The sequence below is a fragment of the Parasphingorhabdus sp. genome (genome assembly GCF_036963805.1).
Classification (GTDB): domain Bacteria; phylum Pseudomonadota; class Alphaproteobacteria; order Sphingomonadales; family Sphingomonadaceae; genus Parasphingorhabdus.
In genome coordinates, this window is the sequence record NZ_JBALUN010000003.1 from 1 (window position 1) to 18,000 (window position 18,000).

At 51.6% G+C, this 18,000-nt stretch carries 16 protein-coding genes; 7 read left to right on the forward strand and 9 right to left on the reverse strand.

Annotated features, from left to right (window positions below; genetic code table 11):
- Nucleotides 1-213: 213 nt before the first annotated feature.
- From V7676_RS09975 to V7676_RS10000, 6 genes are all read right to left on the reverse strand, one after another.
- The gene (locus V7676_RS09975) at nucleotides 214-2,148 is read right to left on the reverse strand and encodes a sulfatase-like hydrolase/transferase (RefSeq protein ID WP_335659564.1); all 1,935 of its coding nucleotides are present in this window, start codon (nucleotides 2,146-2,148) and stop codon (nucleotides 214-216) included.
- 1,111 nt (nucleotides 2,149-3,259) lie between these two features.
- Nucleotides 3,260-5,617, reverse strand: coding sequence for a heavy metal translocating P-type ATPase (locus V7676_RS09980; RefSeq protein ID WP_335659565.1), 2,358 nt, complete (start codon nucleotides 5,615-5,617; stop codon nucleotides 3,260-3,262).
- Between the two features lie 286 nt (nucleotides 5,618-5,903).
- A complete protein-coding gene (locus tag V7676_RS09985; protein ID WP_335659566.1) occupies nucleotides 5,904-6,167 on the reverse strand; it encodes a hypothetical protein in 264 nt (87 codons plus the stop codon).
- Between the two features lie 29 nt (nucleotides 6,168-6,196).
- Nucleotides 6,197-6,664: a DUF411 domain-containing protein gene (locus tag V7676_RS09990; protein WP_335659567.1), complete on the reverse strand. Its 468-nt coding sequence runs from the start codon at nucleotides 6,662-6,664 to the stop codon at nucleotides 6,197-6,199.
- Between the two features lies 1 nt (nucleotide 6,665).
- On the reverse strand, nucleotides 6,666-7,304 hold the full coding sequence (locus V7676_RS09995; RefSeq protein WP_335659568.1) for a DUF2231 domain-containing protein: 639 nt from the start codon (nucleotides 7,302-7,304) through the stop codon (nucleotides 6,666-6,668).
- A gap of 35 nt (nucleotides 7,305-7,339) precedes the next feature.
- Entirely contained in the window at nucleotides 7,340-7,615 is a 276-nt protein-coding gene (locus tag V7676_RS10000; RefSeq protein WP_335659569.1) for a metal-sensitive transcriptional regulator, read from the reverse strand.
- 60 nt (nucleotides 7,616-7,675) lie between these two features.
- Between V7676_RS10000 and V7676_RS10005 the strand changes: the two genes are divergently transcribed.
- Nucleotides 7,676-9,457, forward strand: a complete 1,782-nt coding sequence (locus V7676_RS10005) for a copper resistance system multicopper oxidase (protein WP_335659570.1) — start codon at nucleotides 7,676-7,678, stop codon at nucleotides 9,455-9,457.
- Entirely contained in the window at nucleotides 9,457-10,353 is an 897-nt protein-coding gene (locus V7676_RS10010; RefSeq protein WP_335659571.1) for a copper resistance protein B, read from the forward strand. Before V7676_RS10005 ends, V7676_RS10010 begins: the two co-directional genes overlap by 1 nt.
- A 111-nt stretch (nucleotides 10,354-10,464) precedes the next feature.
- On the opposite strand, the gene V7676_RS10015 is transcribed toward V7676_RS10010, so the two are convergent.
- Genes V7676_RS10015 through V7676_RS10025 form a run of 3 tightly spaced genes read right to left on the reverse strand, consistent with a single transcriptional unit; the run spans nucleotide 10,465 to nucleotide 12,178 of the window.
- The gene (locus V7676_RS10015; RefSeq protein ID WP_335659572.1) at nucleotides 10,465-11,118 is read right to left on the reverse strand and encodes a hypothetical protein; all 654 of its coding nucleotides are present in this window, start codon (nucleotides 11,116-11,118) and stop codon (nucleotides 10,465-10,467) included.
- Nucleotides 11,108-11,617, reverse strand: coding sequence for a hypothetical protein (locus V7676_RS10020; protein WP_335659573.1), 510 nt, complete (start codon nucleotides 11,615-11,617; stop codon nucleotides 11,108-11,110). The genes V7676_RS10015 and V7676_RS10020 overlap by 11 nt, the downstream gene beginning before the upstream one ends.
- A gap of 33 nt (nucleotides 11,618-11,650) precedes the next feature.
- Nucleotides 11,651-12,178: a hypothetical protein gene (locus tag V7676_RS10025; protein ID WP_335659574.1), complete on the reverse strand. Its 528-nt coding sequence runs from the start codon at nucleotides 12,176-12,178 to the stop codon at nucleotides 11,651-11,653.
- A 100-nt stretch (nucleotides 12,179-12,278) separates the two neighbouring features.
- On the opposite strand from V7676_RS10025, the gene V7676_RS10030 reads away from it, so the two are divergent.
- The 5 genes from V7676_RS10030 to V7676_RS10050 all read left to right on the forward strand — a co-directional run bounded on the left by V7676_RS10030 (nucleotide 12,279) and on the right by V7676_RS10050 (nucleotide 17,956).
- A complete protein-coding gene (locus V7676_RS10030; protein WP_335659575.1) occupies nucleotides 12,279-13,118 on the forward strand; it encodes a LysR family transcriptional regulator in 840 nt (279 codons plus the stop codon).
- Nucleotides 13,119-13,381: 263 nt separating this feature from the next.
- Nucleotides 13,382-15,586: a TonB-dependent hemoglobin/transferrin/lactoferrin family receptor gene (locus tag V7676_RS10035; RefSeq protein WP_335659576.1), complete on the forward strand. Its 2,205-nt coding sequence runs from the start codon at nucleotides 13,382-13,384 to the stop codon at nucleotides 15,584-15,586.
- Between the two features lie 20 nt (nucleotides 15,587-15,606).
- On the forward strand, nucleotides 15,607-16,638 hold the full coding sequence (locus V7676_RS10040; protein WP_335659577.1) for a DUF6607 family protein: 1,032 nt from the start codon (nucleotides 15,607-15,609) through the stop codon (nucleotides 16,636-16,638).
- Nucleotides 16,639-16,684: 46 nt separating this feature from the next.
- Entirely contained in the window at nucleotides 16,685-17,140 is a 456-nt protein-coding gene (locus tag V7676_RS10045) for a hypothetical protein (protein WP_335659578.1), read from the forward strand.
- Between the two features lie 6 nt (nucleotides 17,141-17,146).
- On the forward strand, nucleotides 17,147-17,956 hold the full coding sequence (locus V7676_RS10050; RefSeq protein WP_335659873.1) for a ferredoxin--NADP reductase: 810 nt from the start codon (nucleotides 17,147-17,149) through the stop codon (nucleotides 17,954-17,956).
- The last annotated feature ends 44 nt before the right edge of the window (nucleotides 17,957-18,000 follow it).

Below are 18,000 nucleotides of genomic sequence, written 5' to 3' on the forward strand. Positions count from 1 at the left end.
AACCAGATCAAATCCCGCTCGTCTCGATACCGGAAGCAATATCAAACCGCTCATCAGCCGAGTTTTTCAACACAATCCACCCAACTGTGGGAGTTCACTGCTACTGCCGCTTTGCGCCGTCTTGATTCGCCCGCGATCTCGCCAGTCTCTCACGCTGCTCTTTAATCGTGCGTGCACTTCTTATCCCGGAAAAAGACAGCCTTGGCAGTCCGCTCAAGATGCTTCGTCACCGCAAAGGCGAGTTGCAATCCAGACTTCCTGAAGGGATGCCATGGTTGATAGTTGATCCTGAATTACAGCACGGCGCCTCTCCTCAGCTACGAGTTGCTTGGTGCTGAAATCGACCTTGCCATCCGATCGGGCGTAGACGGCCCCCAGCAGATCGGAGTACATCGCAGATTCGTCCGAATCTCGATACCCGTTCGCACCAAAGTACCATCCCGCCATCAGGAAGCTGCGCCGTCTGGCCCGCTCAGGGTTGTGAAACGCAAGCCCTTGGTATGATGGCAGCGGAGCCAAGCCAAACAGTTCGCCCAGCTCGGCAGAAATATCCACATGCGATGACGGCATGGAGGAATCCACCGTCGAATAATCGGCGCGTGGCGCATACAGCAAGAGGGGGACATGAAATGAATACCAGTCAATCATGCCAACCTTGACGCGCTGATCCTCCACCGAAGTCCGCACGCCATGGTCTCCCGTCAATAGAATAACCGTGTTGTCCAGTTGATCGGCTGCGCGCAGAGTCTCAACAATTTCCTCGAGCCAATCGAGCTGGATGCGGGCGAGCTTGGCGCCGCGTTCCTGAACAGTTGCACCAAGAGACTGCGACCAGGGCCCGTGACCAATCTGTGGAAGGATAGCCACGGCAAAGGGCTGCTTGGCGCGCGTCCAGCCGGCAATATCGCTGGTAAGCCGCTCAACCGTACGTTTGTCGGCGTCACCCGAACCGGGAAGCATGTCGCCATAGACCACCTTCTCGAACCCGGTACTCTCGAATACGACTTTGTCTGCTGGAACTTGGCTTTGGTATGGAGCATAAATGCCGGTCTTGTAATTTGCCTCGCGCAGTTGATCGATGGGCCCGGGCAATCTGCCGCCCGCTCGCGGAACATCGATCAGACAGGTGCCGTAAATCGCCCTCGGCGGATATGTTCCGGTCAGGACTGACAAGTTGCCCTCTGCTGATGCAGGAAAAGTCGTAAAGTGATTGTTCGCAACGAACAACTTGCTTTTCAGTTCATCCAGCACCGGATGATCAGGCAGCGCCTTGCGAGTATCGAGAAACTCGATCGAGGCCGTCTCTAAGACGAATATAAGTAGGTTCGAGCCTTTCTGAACGCCGAAGTTAGGCCCCTGATATGCCGATTGGGAAATACGGGCCAATTGTGCGTATCGCTCGTTCAATTCGTCGGCGGGCGGCGGCGCAGCAGAGCCTGGGCTCTCGTCTTTAAGAGCAGCCACTGCATTTAAAACAAAGCTGCCCGATATCGGTGCCGTTTTCATGCTCGAAGCGTATCCGATCAATGACAATATTGCGCAGAAGGCTACCGAGACCAAACCGGCTATCCCCCACATGCGGATAAGCGAACCTCTTCGCCAAAGAAGTCGCCCTGCAATGAGAACGCCAGCGGAAAACGCGATAAGAGCTGTGAGTTTCACCATACCATCGACGGAGATATACTCGCCGACATATTCCGGGTTCGAGAGCCCGAAGGAGATTCCGTTTTCCAGGGCTTGCCAGCTCAGGAAGCTGCCAACTTGCCCCCAGGTCTGGAGGTTCGCATATAGTAGCACCTGAAGCAGCAACACCAGAATGAACGAAATCATCGCGGCGATAGAGAAGCGCAATTTGACAAAGCACCATGCCGTCAGCATGGGCAAAATCACGCCAAAAATGATCAGGTCTTGCCGGTATAGAAACAAGATATCGCGAATAGACGGACTGCCGGTTATTCCCGAAGAAACCAAGAGGCCGTCAAAATACTTGGTCTGGATGCGGGAATAGATCGACAGGCAAACGAAAGCCAAGACAGGCCACCAGATCGTCGACATGGCGGTGCCATGTATCCACGTCCGTTTTCGCTCCTGCTCGATTCCCATTTGCATCGTAAAATGTTCCTTCAGCATTCTGGCGATTTCTGCCACTTGGTGAATAGAAGTTATTCCCTAGTAAATAGAAGTTGTCAGGTGCTTAATAAGCCTAGAAAAATATGTGATCTTTGGAGCCATCAGAACAACGGGAAAACGTCCTTTCGATATTGTCAGAATTTTCCAGTCTCTGGCAAACCGCTCCTTTGGCCATTTGGCATCGAATGGCCCACTCGGCATCGAAATGTCGCTTTAAGAGCGAAGAAAATTGACGGTCTTCGGAAAGTGGGTTGGGGCTCTTCGTCCGCGTAAAGCGATGGAACCAGATTGGGATCACGCCTGCGCTTAATGTAACAGAACCAAGACCAACACCCAGAATCCAATGACTGCTTCCCACCCAATAGGAGACGCCAACCCCATCGGGCTGGCTATCCATTAAATTTCGGTTTTCTCGGCAAGTGTTAAGGCATCTTCGATATCTATCAGACGCCTGCACTTGCATGGCCTGACTTGAAAGAGCCTACGACAGCTTAATATCCCGAAGACATTCCAATCCAATGAGTTACGGATAATATACACCTATTTATAATGACTTGCCAAGACCTCAAGGCAAGCTTTTAATCAGTAGGTCGCTGGTGGGAACCCAGCAGGCCTCACCATTATTTCAATAGGTTATGGATGATGTGTGAGGCGCGGATGTTGCTCAGGTATTAGAGTTGACCCATTACCCAAACTTCAGGGTATTCATCCTTTAACGCCTGCCGATAACTATCGTGCATAATCCTACTCACAATCGCCCGAAAATCGTAAAGACGAACCATTAAGAAGCGGCACCAATCCCTAAACGGCCCTCAATCCGCCGCCAATGGCAAAGCCGATTAGCAATCAACTATTGAAATTTTCGTGATTCTGCTGATTCATAATATAGAAGCGAACAGAAAAAATTATAAGGATGGCAGGGCGCCTGTGATACCCGACGAAGCCCGAATTAATCTGTTTTATTGACTTAATCTCAGCGGTACTGTCAATCCATCCCGAGCTTGCAATAGCCCGCACTTCGGACACGGGAATGAGTTTTGGTGCCCATAAAATTCTCCGCCGCCTACGTAGACCGAGCACTATCGCACCCGGTCGTTCGCAGCTCCTTATTGCCGACACTTCTCCTAAGCTAAAGTTCCTTGCGGCGTAATCGTAAAGCATTGCCGATCACCGAAACGGACGACAGGCTCATCGCCGCTGCCGCAATCATTGGACTCAATAATATGCCGAACCACGGATAAAGAATACCGGCGGCGACGGGGATGCCTAGCCCGTTGTAGACAAATGCAAAAAATAAGTTTTGGCGGATGTTGCCCATTGTCAGTTGGCTAAGATGGCGCGCTTTAACGATACCGCCCAAATCACCTTTTACAAGAGTGATGCCCGCACTTTCCATCGCGACATCTGTGCCTGTGCCCATAGCGATACCAACATCCGCCTTGGCTAAAGCGGGGGCGTCATTGATCCCGTCTCCTGCCATAGCGACAATTTTTCCCGAGGCCTGCAATTCACTGACTACGCGATGCTTATCTTCCGGCGACACATTGGCGTGTATTTCATCGATACCAACCTCGCGACCGACAGCTTGGGCCGTCACCTCGGCGTCACCTGTGAGCATAACCACACGAATATGCGCGCGGTGCAGGTCTTTAATTGCTTGAGCTGTGGTGGGCTTAATTGGGTCCGCAACACCGATAAGCCCCGCAGGTTTGCCATCTACTGCTACAAACATGACGGTTTGCCCTTGCGAACGGCCATTTTGTGCTTTTGCAACCAGATCGGGACTTGAGGCGCCTAGCCGTTCCATCATCTTTTCATTGCCAATGGCTACACGCTTGTTTGCGGCAGTAGCCTCCACACCTTCACCGGTGACCGACTGAAAATCAGTTGCTGCATCGAATAGCAAGCCACGTTCTTTTGCGCCCGCGACAATTGCGGCCGCCAGAGGATGTTCGCTTGCTATCTCGATGGCTGCGACTAGGTTCAGAATTTCATTTTCATCCATTCCGGTTGCTGGTTCTACCGATACCAATTTAGGCTTGCCTTCGGTCAGGGTCCCGGTTTTATCAACTACAATGGTATCGACTTTTTCAAATGTTTCGAGGACCTCGGCATTTTTGATCAAAATCCCATTCTGCGCACCTTTCCCGGTACCGACCATGATCGACATGGGTGTTGCCAATCCGAGTGCGCAGGGACAGGCAATGATCAGAACCGCAACCGCGTTAACGAGACCATAGGCCAGTGCAGGCGATGGTCCCCAAACTGCCCAAATGATGAAAGTTATGACAGAGACCGCAACAACGGCAGGAACGAAATAGCCAGCAACCGTATCGGCAAGCTTTTGAATCGGAGCACGGCTGCGCTGCGCTTCCGCGACCATTTTTACGATTTTCGCCAGTAGCGTTTCATTGCCAACGCGCTCAGCGCTCATTTCAAAGCTGCCGGTCTGATTGACTGTCCCGGCAGTTACATCGTCTCCTTGCGCTTTGCTGACCGGGATCGGCTCTCCCGTGATCATCGACTGGTCGATTGTACTAGAGCCCTTGGCAATGGTTCCATCAACCGGTATCTTGTCGCCTGGCCTAACACGCAGACGGTCACCCGTGAGAACCTGCTCCAGCGCTATTTCTTCGTCAGTGCCATCACTCTTGATGCGCAAAGCCACAGGCGGCGCGAGTTCAAGTAACGCCCTTAAGGCGTTTGATGTTTGCCCCCTCGCTTTGAGTTCCAGCACCTGACCCAATAAAACGAGAGTGGTGATAACCGCGGCGGCTTCATAATAGACCGCAACATTGCCATCATGTCCCCTGAAAGATTCGGGGAATAGGGCAGGGAATAATGTGGCGGCCAAGCTGAATAAAAACGCCACGCCTACGCCAATGCCAATCAGCGTAAACATATTAAGATTGAGCGTTTTTACGGATTGGAATGCACGGACAAAAAATGGCTTCGCGCCCCAACCGACAACCGGAATTGCGAGAAGCAATTGTACCCACTGCGAGACATCGGGAGAGAACAGCACATGCAACGGCCTCCCCGGTATCATATCCCCCATCGCATAAATGAACAGTGGGATGGAGAACAGCGCGCTCACCCATAAACGGCGGCGCATATCAGTATATTCTGGGTCCGGTCCAGTTTCGAGCGAGAATGTTTCAGGCTCCAACGCCATCCCGCAGATCGGACATAAGCCGGGGCCTTCCTGACGGATTTCCGGATGCATAGGACAGGTGTAGATAGCGCCAGCGGGAATATTTTCCTGCGCGGTCTCTTGTTGGTAATCTGACAAATATCGGTCAGGATATGCGACAAACTTGCTTTTGCAGCCAGCCGAGCAAAAATGATATTCCCTGCCCTCGTGATTGCTGTGATACTCTGCTATGGCCGGATCAACCGACATTCCGCAGACAGGGTCTGTAACATCATGATGACAACTGCCTTCGCGGCCGAGGCAGTCATGCGGTCCAATGCCATGCTCAGTCATTTGACGAAACTCCAAATCTTTTGGCAACCCAGCGCTTTAGTGGAACACTGATAATCGCAATGTACCATCTATAGGCAAAGCTACCGATCCCGCCTGCGACGAAACCCGGAAAGCTCGGCCATTCAAATCCCGGCAACGACGGAGCCAAGCCTGACGCATCTGCGCCGCAGCATCAGCATCAGCCTTTGCCTTGCCATTTTGCGGATATTCTCGATATTAATCCATTCGCTTATAAGAAGGGCAATCTAATGATACGAAATCATGGCTTTTACCCGAGCATTTCGGCTCAATTCGGATTGTCGCTATCAGGGTCTTCATGGGTGGTATCCATGTTTGAATGATCCATCGTACTGTGATCCATTTTTCCAGCATCCATCATCTCGCAAGCCATTTTGCCGTCCTTGTCCTTCTTGCAGCATTTCATTTTGCCATCGTCCATTTTCTCGCATTTATGTCCGTCATGGCAACCAACATGATGTTCGGCGAGGACGGCACTCGGTGCGCCAAGAACAAAAGCTGCTGCTGTAAGTGCGACTAGATGTTTCTTCATGTTCATTTCCTTCGGTTAGTAAGTCGTGATTAATTATAAGCTGCAAATATGCGCTGTCCTTTGGGGCCAAAAGCTATCACCTGATAGGGCTGCTTCATATCCTGTTGCTCCATTCCTGGAGAACCAACCGGCATGCCGGGAACTGCAATTCCTATAATATCGTCAGGTTTTTCACGCAGCAGTTTCTGAATTGCCTCTGCGGGAACATGCCCTTCAATTACATAGCCTTCAACAATCATAGTGTGGCAGGCGCGTAATTCCATAGGAACGCCGTGTAGGTCTTTCACAGCTTGTATATCAGGTGCATCCTCGGTTTTGACTGCCGCGTTGAGTCCAGCTTCGGCATGCTCCGCCCATTTTTCACAGCAGCCGCAACCTGCATCACGGTACATTGTATAGCTGGCTGCTTGCGCCGCCGTTGAACAGGCGGCGAGAGATGCCAGTAGAAGGCCCGCGCCAGAAGCCTCTTTCAGAGCATTTGCTATTTTTCCAATCATATCAAAATCCTTTCATACCCATATGGTCAGGACCAAGAGACATTTCTGCTCCCCAGAATCCCTGAAAAATCAATGCAACGGCGATTGCGGCAAGAACGAGCCGTAAAAGGCCACGCTTTTCTTTAGCACTTACGATAAGCAGCACGGCGATTAGGCCTGCGGCGGCGATACTCGTGCCGGTCCAACGGTGAAGCCCCAGCGTTTCGGACCGATCTGACGTCCGGATACCGCCAGCGATCCAACCTAATGTTGTGGCGACAATTCCGCTTGCCGCTCCGGTAAAGACAAGAAAACGAACAGTTGGCTCCAGCCCTGACGCGGGACGCAAGACCAGAATAATCTCGGCCAATGCCGCGGCAAGAAACAAAGCTATTGGAAAATGCACAAGTGCGGGATGTAGGCGACCAAGAAACTCGGTTAAGTCAAATGATTGATGGGCGTGATGCTCATCAATCATGTTCGGCGGAACAATTCGGCCTCGTTCCGACGCAACTGTCGTACGAACGACGTTCTGCCCATCAAGTTCAGCTGGCAATGCTCGCTTGCCGGCCTCCAGCTTCATTGCCGCCGCCATTTCAGCCTCACTCATATTCAGGCGATGCGCTTCATGGGATTGAGCTGCAGAAGCAGCGAAACTCATAAACAAGGATGCCAGGAATATGGCGAAGAACCTGTTCAACGCTTCACTTTCTCAAAAAGATCAACGAGCTCGTCAAACTTCTCCTTTTGCTGCGCAGCGTCGCCCGACGAAATGGCTTCTTGAACACAACAGGCGGCATGGTCCTTCAATATCTGGCTTTCCACCTTGGCAAGAGCTGATTTCACCGCCTGCACTTGGTGCAAAATATCCATGCAATAGCGGTCGTCGGTTACCATCTGGGCGATTCCACGAACCTGCCCTTCGATACGCCGAAGCCTGTTGATTTTCTGATCCACCGCGCCTTTAGCCATGACTTCCCTCTTGATACGATACCGTATAGGGGTATATAGTATTTCAAAGGAATAGCCAATATGAATTTGTCCCGCCGTCATATGATCACCAGCCTTGCGGCCCTATCGAGTGCCGCCGCGCTGCCCATTCCCGCTTGGGCTATGGGGAAAATGAACGGCGAAATAAGCGGTTCTGTCCGCAAGGGTATTGATGAAGTTTCAGGCGCCGAAATCGACCTTCATATTGCCAAAGGGAACTTTACCACCGGCGGCCGCTCCGGTCATGCTATCGCAGTCAACGGCACCGTGCCCGGACCACTGATACGGCTGAAAGAAGGGCAGGAAACACTACTGAACATTCACAATATGTTAGAAGTAGATAGTTCGATCCACTGGCATGGACTGCTTTTGCCATTTCAGTTTGACGGTGTACCGGGGATCAGCTTTCCTGGCATCAAGCCCTATGGAAGTTTTCAGGTTCCTTTGACCCCTCGGCAATCCGGCACCTATTGGTGGCATAGTCACTCAGGACTGCAAGAACAGTCGGGACTTTATGGCCCTATTATTATTGATCCGGCGGGCCCAGACCCTGTGCAATATGACCGAGAGCATATCATATTACTGAGTGAATTTACTCCCATGCATCCGCACCAGATCATGAAAAGACTCAAAGTGGCGGAAGGTTATTTCAACCGGCAAAAAACAACCGCCACCGATGATTTTGATTTGAGTGCCGAGGAAAGACTGATGTGGGGCCGAATGCGGATGATGCCAACCGATATTGCCGACGTATCCGCACCAACTTACACTTATCTGATTAACGGCCATGGACCAGATGATGACCTGGAATTGCCTTATCGGCCTGGCGAGCGAGTCAGGCTGCGCATCATCAATGGCAGCGCGATGACCTTTTTCAATGTTCGCCTCCCGGGTTTGCCAATGACAGTGGTCCAGGCCGATGGACAAAATGTACAGCCGGTTGAAGTTGATGAACTGCAAATCGGCGTTGCTGAAACTTATGATGTAATTGTCACGCCAACGGCTGATGGCGTCTTTGCTCTGGCAGCTGAATCAATGGATCGCTCCGGCATGGCGCAGGCAACACTGACTTCCCTGCCCGGTCGCAAAGCTAATTTTCCCGTGCTTCGCAATCCACCCTTGTTGACTATGACCGACATGGGAATGGATCATCGCAACATGGGCGGGATGGATCATAGCAAGATGAACCACGGCGACACAGCCGGTTCACCCAATGGTAATGCAGGTGCTGCGGCTACTATGGATGGCGATATGGATATGAGCGGCATGAAAATGCGGGATACGTCGATGCTGCCGCCCGATGTGAAGGTCGGACCCGGCTTAGATATGGTCGCGATGAATGCGCAGGATCGTACCGGCTATCCGGGCCTTGGACTGGACGATGTTCCGCACCGCGTACTTAACTACCGCATGCTCAAATCTCTCGAAATCGACCATGAAAAGCGCGAACCGGACCGTGAAATGGAACTGCACCTTACGGGCAATATGGAACGCTATATGTGGTCGTTCGACGGCAAGAAATTCAGCGCCGTTGGTGATCAACCTATTCGCTTTGGCTACAATGAACGTGCACGCGTGAAGCTGGTAAATGATACGATGATGGCGCATCCTATCCATTTGCACGGTGTGTTTTTCGAGGTCGTAAATGGACAGGGACATCATCAGCCTAAAAAGCACACAGTCATTGTGCAGCCTGGAAGCAGCGCGACCTTTGACGTAACTACCGATGAACCTGGTGACTGGGCTTTTCACTGTCACTTACTATACCATATGCATGCGGGGATGATGCAGACCGTTAGCGTCGCCTTTCCGGAGAATAGCTGATGCGCGTGATTTTTGTAGCAACATTGGCCGCATCGATCGCGGCAACCCCGGTGCTGGCACAGCATGAAAGTCATAGCACGATGGATCACAGCCAGATTGCTCCCGCAAAGGATCAAGCGGCGCCAATGGATCATTCCGGACACCAGCCGACCGCACGGCGAACAACTGTGCCGAACATGGAGACCGGAGGCATTAACGCCGCAGATGCAATTTGGGGCGCAGATGCTATGCGCGCGCCGCGTGAAGCTCTTTATAATGAGCATGGCGATATGCAGCTATTTTGGTTTCAGGGCGACCGCTTGGAATACCGGGCACGAGAAAACAGCGATGGATATCTTTGGGATGTACAGGGCTATTATGGCGGCGACCGTGATAAACTTTGGTTCAAAAGCGAAGGGGAAGGAGCCTTTGGCGAAACGATCGAACAGGCCGAAGTTCAAGCCCTTTACAGCCGTGCAATAGCGCCCTTCTTTGATCTTCAGGCAGGTATAAGACATGACTTTTCTGGATCAGACCGGACCCATGCTGTCATCGGCATACAAGGGCTTGCCCCCTATATGTTCGAAATCGACGCAGCTGCATTCCTCTCTGATAACGGCGATCTCACGGCGCGCATTGAAGCGGAATATGATCAGCGAATTTCGGACAGACTGATATTGCAACCGCGCGCAGAAATAAATCTTTCGGCACAAAACATCCCTCAACTGGGCATTGGTTCCGGAGTCAACAATGTCGAACTTGGCTTACGACTGCGGTATGAAATCAAACGCGAATTTGCGCCCTATATCGGAATCGAACAAGAATGGAAATTCGACGGAAGCAAAGATTTTTCTCGGCTTGCGGGCGAAGACCCCAGCATCACCAATTATGTGGTTGGCGTGCGTTTCTGGTTCTAATTAATCCTTGCGAAATTTCAATTCTACCGAACGTTGCTTGACCAATATCAAACGTCTGCTTTGCTTGGTGGGTTCAATGAAGCGTCGCATTGAGATTTTATTCAACAAAACCTAATAATCATCATTATCCGATTGGAGCGCGGCGTCGGACGGCGGAAGATTCACTTCTAAAATTGCTCCTACCGACTGAACATTCATATCTTTTGCCGGTTCCTCAGTGACAGTAGGAACTCGCAATCCCATCCGGACCTCAGCCGCCTCTATCGCTAACTCTTCAGAATTTTTGCATTGCTTGGCTTCCGCATAGCCTTTTAGGAAACCGCGGCGAGCAACGCCTGCATATATCGCACGTTCCATTTTCCGCCTGTTAGCGTTGGCTCCTGATACTTCACGCACAACGCCGCGAAATGGAATAAACCCTCCCAAAAAACTACCACCGGTCTTAAGCGCTTTATTTACTACGCCTGTTTTCTCAGCAGGGGCGTCGGCATCGGCACCAAGCACATCTTCAAGGGTCGAAATTTCCTTGAGCAGTACCGCACAATCCGAAAGTCCGTTCAACGAATATGGTTCATCCTGAATTTTCACTAGTTCGGCAGGTATATAAGCGGACTTTAGATTAAGATCATTCAAAGGCTGGGTTGCGGCATCGGCCGCGTTGCCCAAAGCACCTTTTTTGCGCTCGCCTTGCGCGGCCATCGCCGGAGCGGAGAGCATGATGACCATCAGACCTAAACCCGCCAGTTTCAACAGATCATTTGGCATTCAATATTCCTTCATCAGAATTTTCTTTTGTTTTTTGATGCTGATTAGAATTCGCTGAGATATATTTTAGTTGGTGTTTCATTTGAGCCCGGTCGGCAAGCCGCACCGAACTGCTGCTAGCAAAGGCAAGTCCACCGATGATCACTTGCACCGCAATTGCAAGAAAACCGGTTTGCTGAAAAAACAATATGGCAACCGCACATATGCTACCCAGAAGCAGGAATTCCGCAGCATAGGTCGCAAGTGGCCGGATCGGAAGCGCACCGCCCAATATCAAGAGTATCCCGAACACAGTCCATTGGGCTCCGACAATATACGCGCCTGCTTCAGAACCCATCCCGATGAAGAGGTGAAGTGGAGCCGGTCCAGCAAGCTGGGCAACCCCGAAAATCATGATTATACCGCCTGAGAAAGTGGCAATATTGTCCACGACACTCCGTTTCGCCTTTTGCGATGCGCCGCTCAACGCAGCACTAATCCCAATGTTATCCGTTACCATGTCCGTTCCCCGTTTTGGACCAAATTGCGACTATCAGCTAGCTGTGCTTTTTTGTTGTGCCTCGGCTTTCAACGCACGACCTTTATCAATATCGGCCTGAGCCTTTTCGACATATTTTTGCGCTTTGGATTGCTGCTTAATCGCTTTTGACAAATCGCTTTGGCCATTGTCTTGACGATTGTCATTTTTAGCCCAACTACGGGCTGCATTATTGACTTTGTCAGCCCATTTCGCGGCATCAGAGGCATCGCTGAAATAAGGAACACTAGAGGTTAGTTGACGAAAATCTTGAGATGCGTTTGCAACTTTTGCCTGAGCCGTGTCATGTTTGGACTTCGCATTCAGGACGTTGCGGCTCGCTTCCGTCAAATCCTTTTGCGCATTTGCAAAGCTATCCAAGCCCTTGGCTTCCAGCTTCGTGCCCTTATCCCAAAGCTGCTGATATTTGCCGTTTACGATGATCTCATTCTGGGTAGAATTTGACTGTGCATACACAGCAGTCGATGTTGATGCCGTAGCCATCAGTACACATGCAAAAGTAGTTGCAAAAAATTTGGTCATTAAAGTCTCTCCGTTAAACTTGATGGGAGATTATTAGTCGCTCTTCTAATTTTCGCATAACGGGATTGTTTGAAGCTTAGATTCGGAATATACGAATTAAATGGATATCACATCATTCCGAACCTTTTTGGCCGCAGCATCGACTGGCAGCTTTTCTGGCGCAGCAAAGCGGGTGAACGCCAGTCCATCTAGCGTCACAGAGCGGATAAAGCAGCTGGAGCACCGATTAGGCGCTAAGCTTTTTGAACGGGATAAACGCGGCTGCCGCCTCACGGCTGCAGGCCGGAAGTTTATGTCCCCGGCACGCCAGTCAGTTCGCGCGTGGGAAATTGCGCAACATGACGTGTCGCTGCCTGAAGAATTTACGCATAGTGTGGCATTTGGTGGGCAATATGCCCTCTGGCGCACAATGCTAACAGAATGGTTATTCGAAGCGCGCACTACGCTGCCGCATCTGGCATTCCGGGCATCGGCGGGCGCCTCTGCCAGATTAAATCGCGATCTGGCAGACGGATTTCTCGATATGGCCGTTCTTTATGACCCGGTGTTTAGGAGGGATATCAGTTCGGAAAAACTATTCGATGATAAGCTGGTATTAGTGTCCGGGTCGTCAGATGATAACTGGCGAGAGCATTATGTCCGCATTGAATGGGGACAATCACTAGGTGTTGAAATTACTTCGCGGCTCAATATCACTCCTGCTGCTGGGCTTGTACTAGACCTCGGAAACCAATCAGCGCGCTGGCTTATAAATCAAAAAATGTGCGGCTTCATGCCAAAGAGACTTGTACAATCTAATCTGGATAGCGGTGCATTGAGATTGGTGGCTGACGTTCCGGACTTTGACTATCCGGCCTTTATATGCTGGCGACGTGACCTGGAGACAGAGCTTGCAGCCGATTTAATTCTTTCCCTCAAGAACAATTTGAAATCTAAATAACGTCGTTAGCAGCAGCAAGTGGTCTGCTTCCTCGCTTTTAGCTGTGCATGATCACGCCGATGTGGATTGCCGTGATGATCCGACCCTGCACGGCGGTGTAATGCGGTGGATGCAGGAGTGCTACTGAGCATTCCCATAAACTTGCTCCTTTTTTCGTTCCTATCATTGCCCACGAAGAATCCTGTTGACCCCTGATACTTATCTTAATAACTAGATAATGCGAATCAATATCATTATCAATTAACATGCTTTTCGGGGATATTATGAACAATAAAATATTATGCGCGGGCGTTTGCCTAATTGCTTTAACAGCCAATGCTAATGCTTATGCGGCGGCGGATGCAGACGATACTATAGTCGTATCAGCGACGCGGACACCGATAGAAATTGAAGATGCGCCTGCGACAATAACGGTCATCACCGATGAAGATATTGCCGATGAGATGGCAACCGACATCAAAGATCTGGTGCGGTTTGAACCCGGTGTATCGGTGCGCCGTGCACCGGCACGATTTGGGGCCGCCCAAAGCACCACAGGACGCGCAGGCAATGAAGGTTTTAACATTCGCGGCATTGGCGGCAACCGCGTGCTTGTGCAGGTTGATGGCATCCGTTCCCCGCAAGGTTTTTCTTTTGGTGCGCAGGATGCCGGACGCGGTGATTATACCGATATCGGGCTGGTCAAATCGGTCGAGATTTTACGCGGCCCCGCCTCGGCGCTTTATGGCAGTGACGGGTTATCAGGCGCGGTGAGTTTTACCACATCCGACCCGCAAGACCTGATCAAGGATGGCAATCAGTTTGGCGGCTTTGCGCGCGCACAATATAGCTCTGCCGATGAGGAATTTTCCGAAAGCATCGCGCTTTCTGGTACATTTGACGATATATCCGCGATGCTGGCCTATACCCGCCGCGATTTCAAGGAACTGGATAATCAGGGAACTGCTGGCGGCACGGGAGAGGATAGAACCCTGCCCAATCCGCAAGACGGGCAATCCAACGCGCTGCTCGGCAAGCTTGTCTGGGAGAATGGCGATCACAAGCTCCGCCTGACCGGCGAGTATCTTGAGCGCAAGCTTTTCTCCGACATATTGTCCGGGCAAGGGCCAGTATTTTTAGGCCCCTCCCCTAGTTGGATCGTCGATAGCCTGACCGCCAATGACAAGACAAAGCGCATGCGGGCTTCGGCTGACTGGACTTGGGAGCCAGACGCGGATAGCGGCGGCATCATTGATTACGCCCATGTCGCAGCCTATTGGCAAAAAGGCGAAGACCGGCAATTTTCCGACGAAGACCGTTCTCCCGCGACCGCGACGCCGCGGCCCGACCGTGAACGACTAAACACATTTGACAACCGCGTCTTTGGCGCGGTGGCCGAAATGCGCCGCAGTTTTGACACCGGTGCGATCAGCCACCGTATCGCCTTTGGCGGAGATATAAGCTGGACCCGGCAAAAGGGTCTGCGTGACGGAGTGGAACCGCCAACTGGAGAAGTCTTTCCGACCCGCGCATTTCCGGTAACAGATTTTACCTTGGGCGGACTATTTGTCGGTGACGAAATCAGTTTAGTAGAAGGCGCGGTAACGGTTTTTCCGGCGCTTCGGTTTGATTATTACAAGCTTGATCCAACCGACGATCCCCTGCTGCCTAATTTCTCAGCATCCGGCCAGAGCGATTCCAAATTATCGCCCAAAATCGGCGCCGTCGCCAAGCTGAATGACGAGGTTCGGCTGTTCGGGAATTATGCCCGCGGATTTCGCGCGCCAACGCCAAGTCAGGTTAATAATTTCTTCGAAAACCTTGCCTTTGGCTACACCTCCTTACCAAATCCCGATCTCGGGCCGGAAACAAGCGAAAGCTTAGAAGGTGGCGTGCGGTTTACAACCGAAGCGATCAGCCTGTCTGTCACCGCCTTCCACGCCGATTATGATAATTTCATAGACCAGCAGGCGGTATCAGGTTCCTTTACGCCAACGGACCCCGCTGTTTTTCAATTCGTCAATCTGGACAAACTCAAAATCAAAGGCGTCGAAGCCAAAGCGGCGTTTCAGGCCCAAAATGGCTTACGCGCCCGCTTGGGCGTTGCTTATGCCAAGGGCGACACCAAATTGGGCAGTGGCGGCAGCGAGCCACTGGATTCCATCGATCCGCTCAATCTCGTTCTCGGCCTTGGCTACCATGCGCCCGACAAACGCTTTGGCGGAGAGCTTATCGCAACGCATCATGCGCGTAAGGAACAGAGCCGGTCAACCGGTGGCTATCGCCCCGACGCCTTCACCATATTGGATGCGACCGCCTTTGCCCGCCTTGGCGAGCGTATCACTGTTCGTGCGGGCATATTCAATATTACGGACGAAAAATACGCTTATTGGAACGATGTTCGAGGTCTCAGCGAAAGCTCAAATATTACAGATGCTTATACCCAGCCCGGACGCAATGCGAGCATCTCGCTTAGCGCAGCATTTTAATTATTTAGGGAAAAGATAAAATGACAACCAAATTCAAATATAAACTCGGTGCCGCATTAATGACATTGGCGCTGGCAACATCACCGGCACTGGCTGACAAACCCGTTGCCACAGCCAGCGCAGCGCAAGAAAAAGCTAGTTTTGAACAAGACCGCGCCGACATATTAGCGATGGCGGGCAATTATAAAGTCACTTTCGATATGAAGGAAACAACGGCGTGGCGAGCCGACTATGCCCCTATTGAAGCAAAAATTTCCGGGGGCCATGAAAGCATCCGTGTAATAGAAGATACTGACCGTAAAATCATACTCCAACACATATTGGTCGGCGAAGTGGACGGAAAAACCTTCATCGTCAAACATTGGCGACAGGACTGGGTCTATGAACCCGAAACCGTGCTGGTCTATTCCGGCCCGAACCAATGGACCTTAGAGGACGTACCCGAACGCATGCGCAAAGGCCGTTGGTCACAAACCGTGTGGCAGGTGGATGACAGCCCGCGCTATGGCGGCTGGGGCGAATGGACCACCACCAATGGCGTGCGCCGCTGGCGCAGCAACTGGACCGCGCGGCCTTTGGCTCGCCGCGATGCCGTGCGCAATCCAGTCTATGATCGCTACATCGCAATCAACCGCCATCAACCCACGCCGGGCGGTTGGATTCACTGGCAGGACAACACAAAAATGGGTGTGGTGGACGGTGAAGTCGTTCCCTTTGTGCAGGAAAGCGTGCTCAACACCTATCAAAAATTTGATGGCTATAACGTTAAGGCCGCTGATAATTATTGGACAAAAACACAGGGCTATTGGGCGGCCGTGCGTAAGGGATGGACCGATACCATCTCAAAAAATGGCGGCGTAAACGTGGAAGAGGAAGCACAGACCGGTACCGTTATTAGCGGCCGACTGCTCGAAATGGGGACCGCAATTTCGGAGGGCAAGCTCAAACAAAAAGCAGCGATTGCAGAAGCAAAATCATTGATTGCCGAGACGACAAATAGAGCGCCGCCAGCGGAAACCAAATCCGCTAATCCATCCGATACTGCGTACTAAATTCTAACAGAAGGCTGTCCGTCCGCACCATCACCAAGGAGAGAAAATGTACCAATTTGTCGATCGACCCGTCCCGTCACTGGACTATGCCAGCCGGTTTTTCATCTGGGCCATGCGCGGATGGGTGTCGGCAAGTAGCCTTGGACGCTGCCCCTGTGGTACATTGGGTCCGGTCTTTTTGAAATGGCAGATGATGGATGCGCTGCCCGATTTTACTATGGCAATGGCCCATCTCAATGCGTCGGCAACGCAGCAACTCGTCTTTGGTCAGCCGTGCTGCGGACAGGTCCATGAGATCGAGGCCGTGTTGCTGACCATTCATCAGCAAATATGGCACGGCGACACCAATACAGCAAAAGCGACCGCACAGCAGCTCTTTGCTCCGCAATCACCATCGGCATTTCTGATCGCCATGGAACGCTATTGCCATCACCTGCTCAGTTCGCCGCTTGCACATTTTCAACTTCCCACAAGTGCTTCACAATCAAGGCCTCAAAAATAAATGAATATGGAAAGCCGCCCACCGGCAACTGTTTCTGAAATACCAGCCTTTGAACGCACAAGTGTGCGCTGGGTCAAGCACTGGAACGAACATCTGTTCAGCTTTGCAGTGGAACGACCACCAAGTTTCCGCTTCCGGTCCGGCGAATTTATAATGATCGGCCTTCCCGGCGAAGGCAAGCCGATCATGCGGGCTTATTCCATCGCAAGCCCGTCCTATGCCGACGAACTGGAATTTCTTTCGATCAAGGTTCCCTATGGTCCGCTGACGTCAAAGCTCCAACGGATCAAACAGAATGATCAAATCTATCTGGGGCGTAAACCCACCGGCACGTTAATTGCGGATGCGCTATTGCCCGGTAAGCGATTATTTTTGCTGTCCACCGGCACCGGCTTAGCGCCTTTTCTGAGCGTCATCAAAGACCCCGATATCTATGCCCGGTTCGAAGAAATCATTTTAGTCCACAGCGTAAGGCGAACGAGCGACCTCGCCTATCGCGACGAATTGGAGGCGCAACTGGCTGGAGACCCTCTGGTGCAGGATGAGGCACTAGTTCAGCTTCACTATATCCCCACCGTCACACGCGAAAAGTTTCGTACGACGGGCCGAATACGCAGCTTAATTGAATCAGGCGAACTGTTTACGGGCACCCTGTCCCATAAACATTGCTTTGACCCTGCAACCGACCGGATCATGCTCTGTGGCAGCATGGGCATGATCCGGGATTTTTCGGACTATTTTGGCGCGCTGGAATTTACTGAAGGATCTAACGCCAAGCCGGGTCAATATGTCATCGAACGCGCATTTGTGGGCTAATCGCTAGCCTTGGGTCGCTGTTACCCGTCCCCTGGGCAACTACT

Excerpts from the sequence above, each read along its gene's own strand:
- V7676_RS09980 (WP_335659565.1), bottom strand. The coding sequence starts at position 5,617 with ATGACTGAGCATGGCATTGGACCGCATGACTGCCTCGGCCGCGAAGGC.
- V7676_RS10045 (WP_335659578.1), top strand. The coding sequence starts at position 16,685 with ATGTACCAATTTGTCGATCGACCCGTCCCGTCACTGGACTATGCCAGC.
- V7676_RS10010 (WP_335659571.1), top strand. The coding sequence starts at position 9,457 with ATGCGCGTGATTTTTGTAGCAACATTGGCCGCATCGATCGCGGCAACC.
- V7676_RS10035 (WP_335659576.1), top strand. The coding sequence starts at position 13,382 with ATGAACAATAAAATATTATGCGCGGGCGTTTGCCTAATTGCTTTAACA.
- V7676_RS10015 (WP_335659572.1), bottom strand. The coding sequence starts at position 11,118 with ATGCCAAATGATCTGTTGAAACTGGCGGGTTTAGGTCTGATGGTCATC.
- V7676_RS09995 (WP_335659568.1), bottom strand. The coding sequence starts at position 7,304 with ATGAGTTTCGCTGCTTCTGCAGCTCAATCCCATGAAGCGCATCGCCTG.
- V7676_RS09985 (WP_335659566.1), bottom strand. The coding sequence starts at position 6,167 with ATGAAGAAACATCTAGTCGCACTTACAGCAGCAGCTTTTGTTCTTGGC.
- V7676_RS10025 (WP_335659574.1), bottom strand. The coding sequence starts at position 12,178 with ATGACCAAATTTTTTGCAACTACTTTTGCATGTGTACTGATGGCTACG.
- V7676_RS10040 (WP_335659577.1), top strand. The coding sequence starts at position 15,607 with ATGACAACCAAATTCAAATATAAACTCGGTGCCGCATTAATGACATTG.
- V7676_RS10000 (WP_335659569.1), bottom strand. The coding sequence starts at position 7,615 with ATGGCTAAAGGCGCGGTGGATCAGAAAATCAACAGGCTTCGGCGTATC.
- V7676_RS09990 (WP_335659567.1), bottom strand. The coding sequence starts at position 6,664 with ATGATTGGAAAAATAGCAAATGCTCTGAAAGAGGCTTCTGGCGCGGGC.
- V7676_RS10050 (WP_335659873.1), top strand. The coding sequence starts at position 17,147 with ATGGAAAGCCGCCCACCGGCAACTGTTTCTGAAATACCAGCCTTTGAA.
- V7676_RS10030 (WP_335659575.1), top strand. The coding sequence starts at position 12,279 with ATGGATATCACATCATTCCGAACCTTTTTGGCCGCAGCATCGACTGGC.
- V7676_RS10020 (WP_335659573.1), bottom strand. The coding sequence starts at position 11,617 with ATGGTAACGGATAACATTGGGATTAGTGCTGCGTTGAGCGGCGCATCG.
- V7676_RS10005 (WP_335659570.1), top strand. The coding sequence starts at position 7,676 with ATGAATTTGTCCCGCCGTCATATGATCACCAGCCTTGCGGCCCTATCG.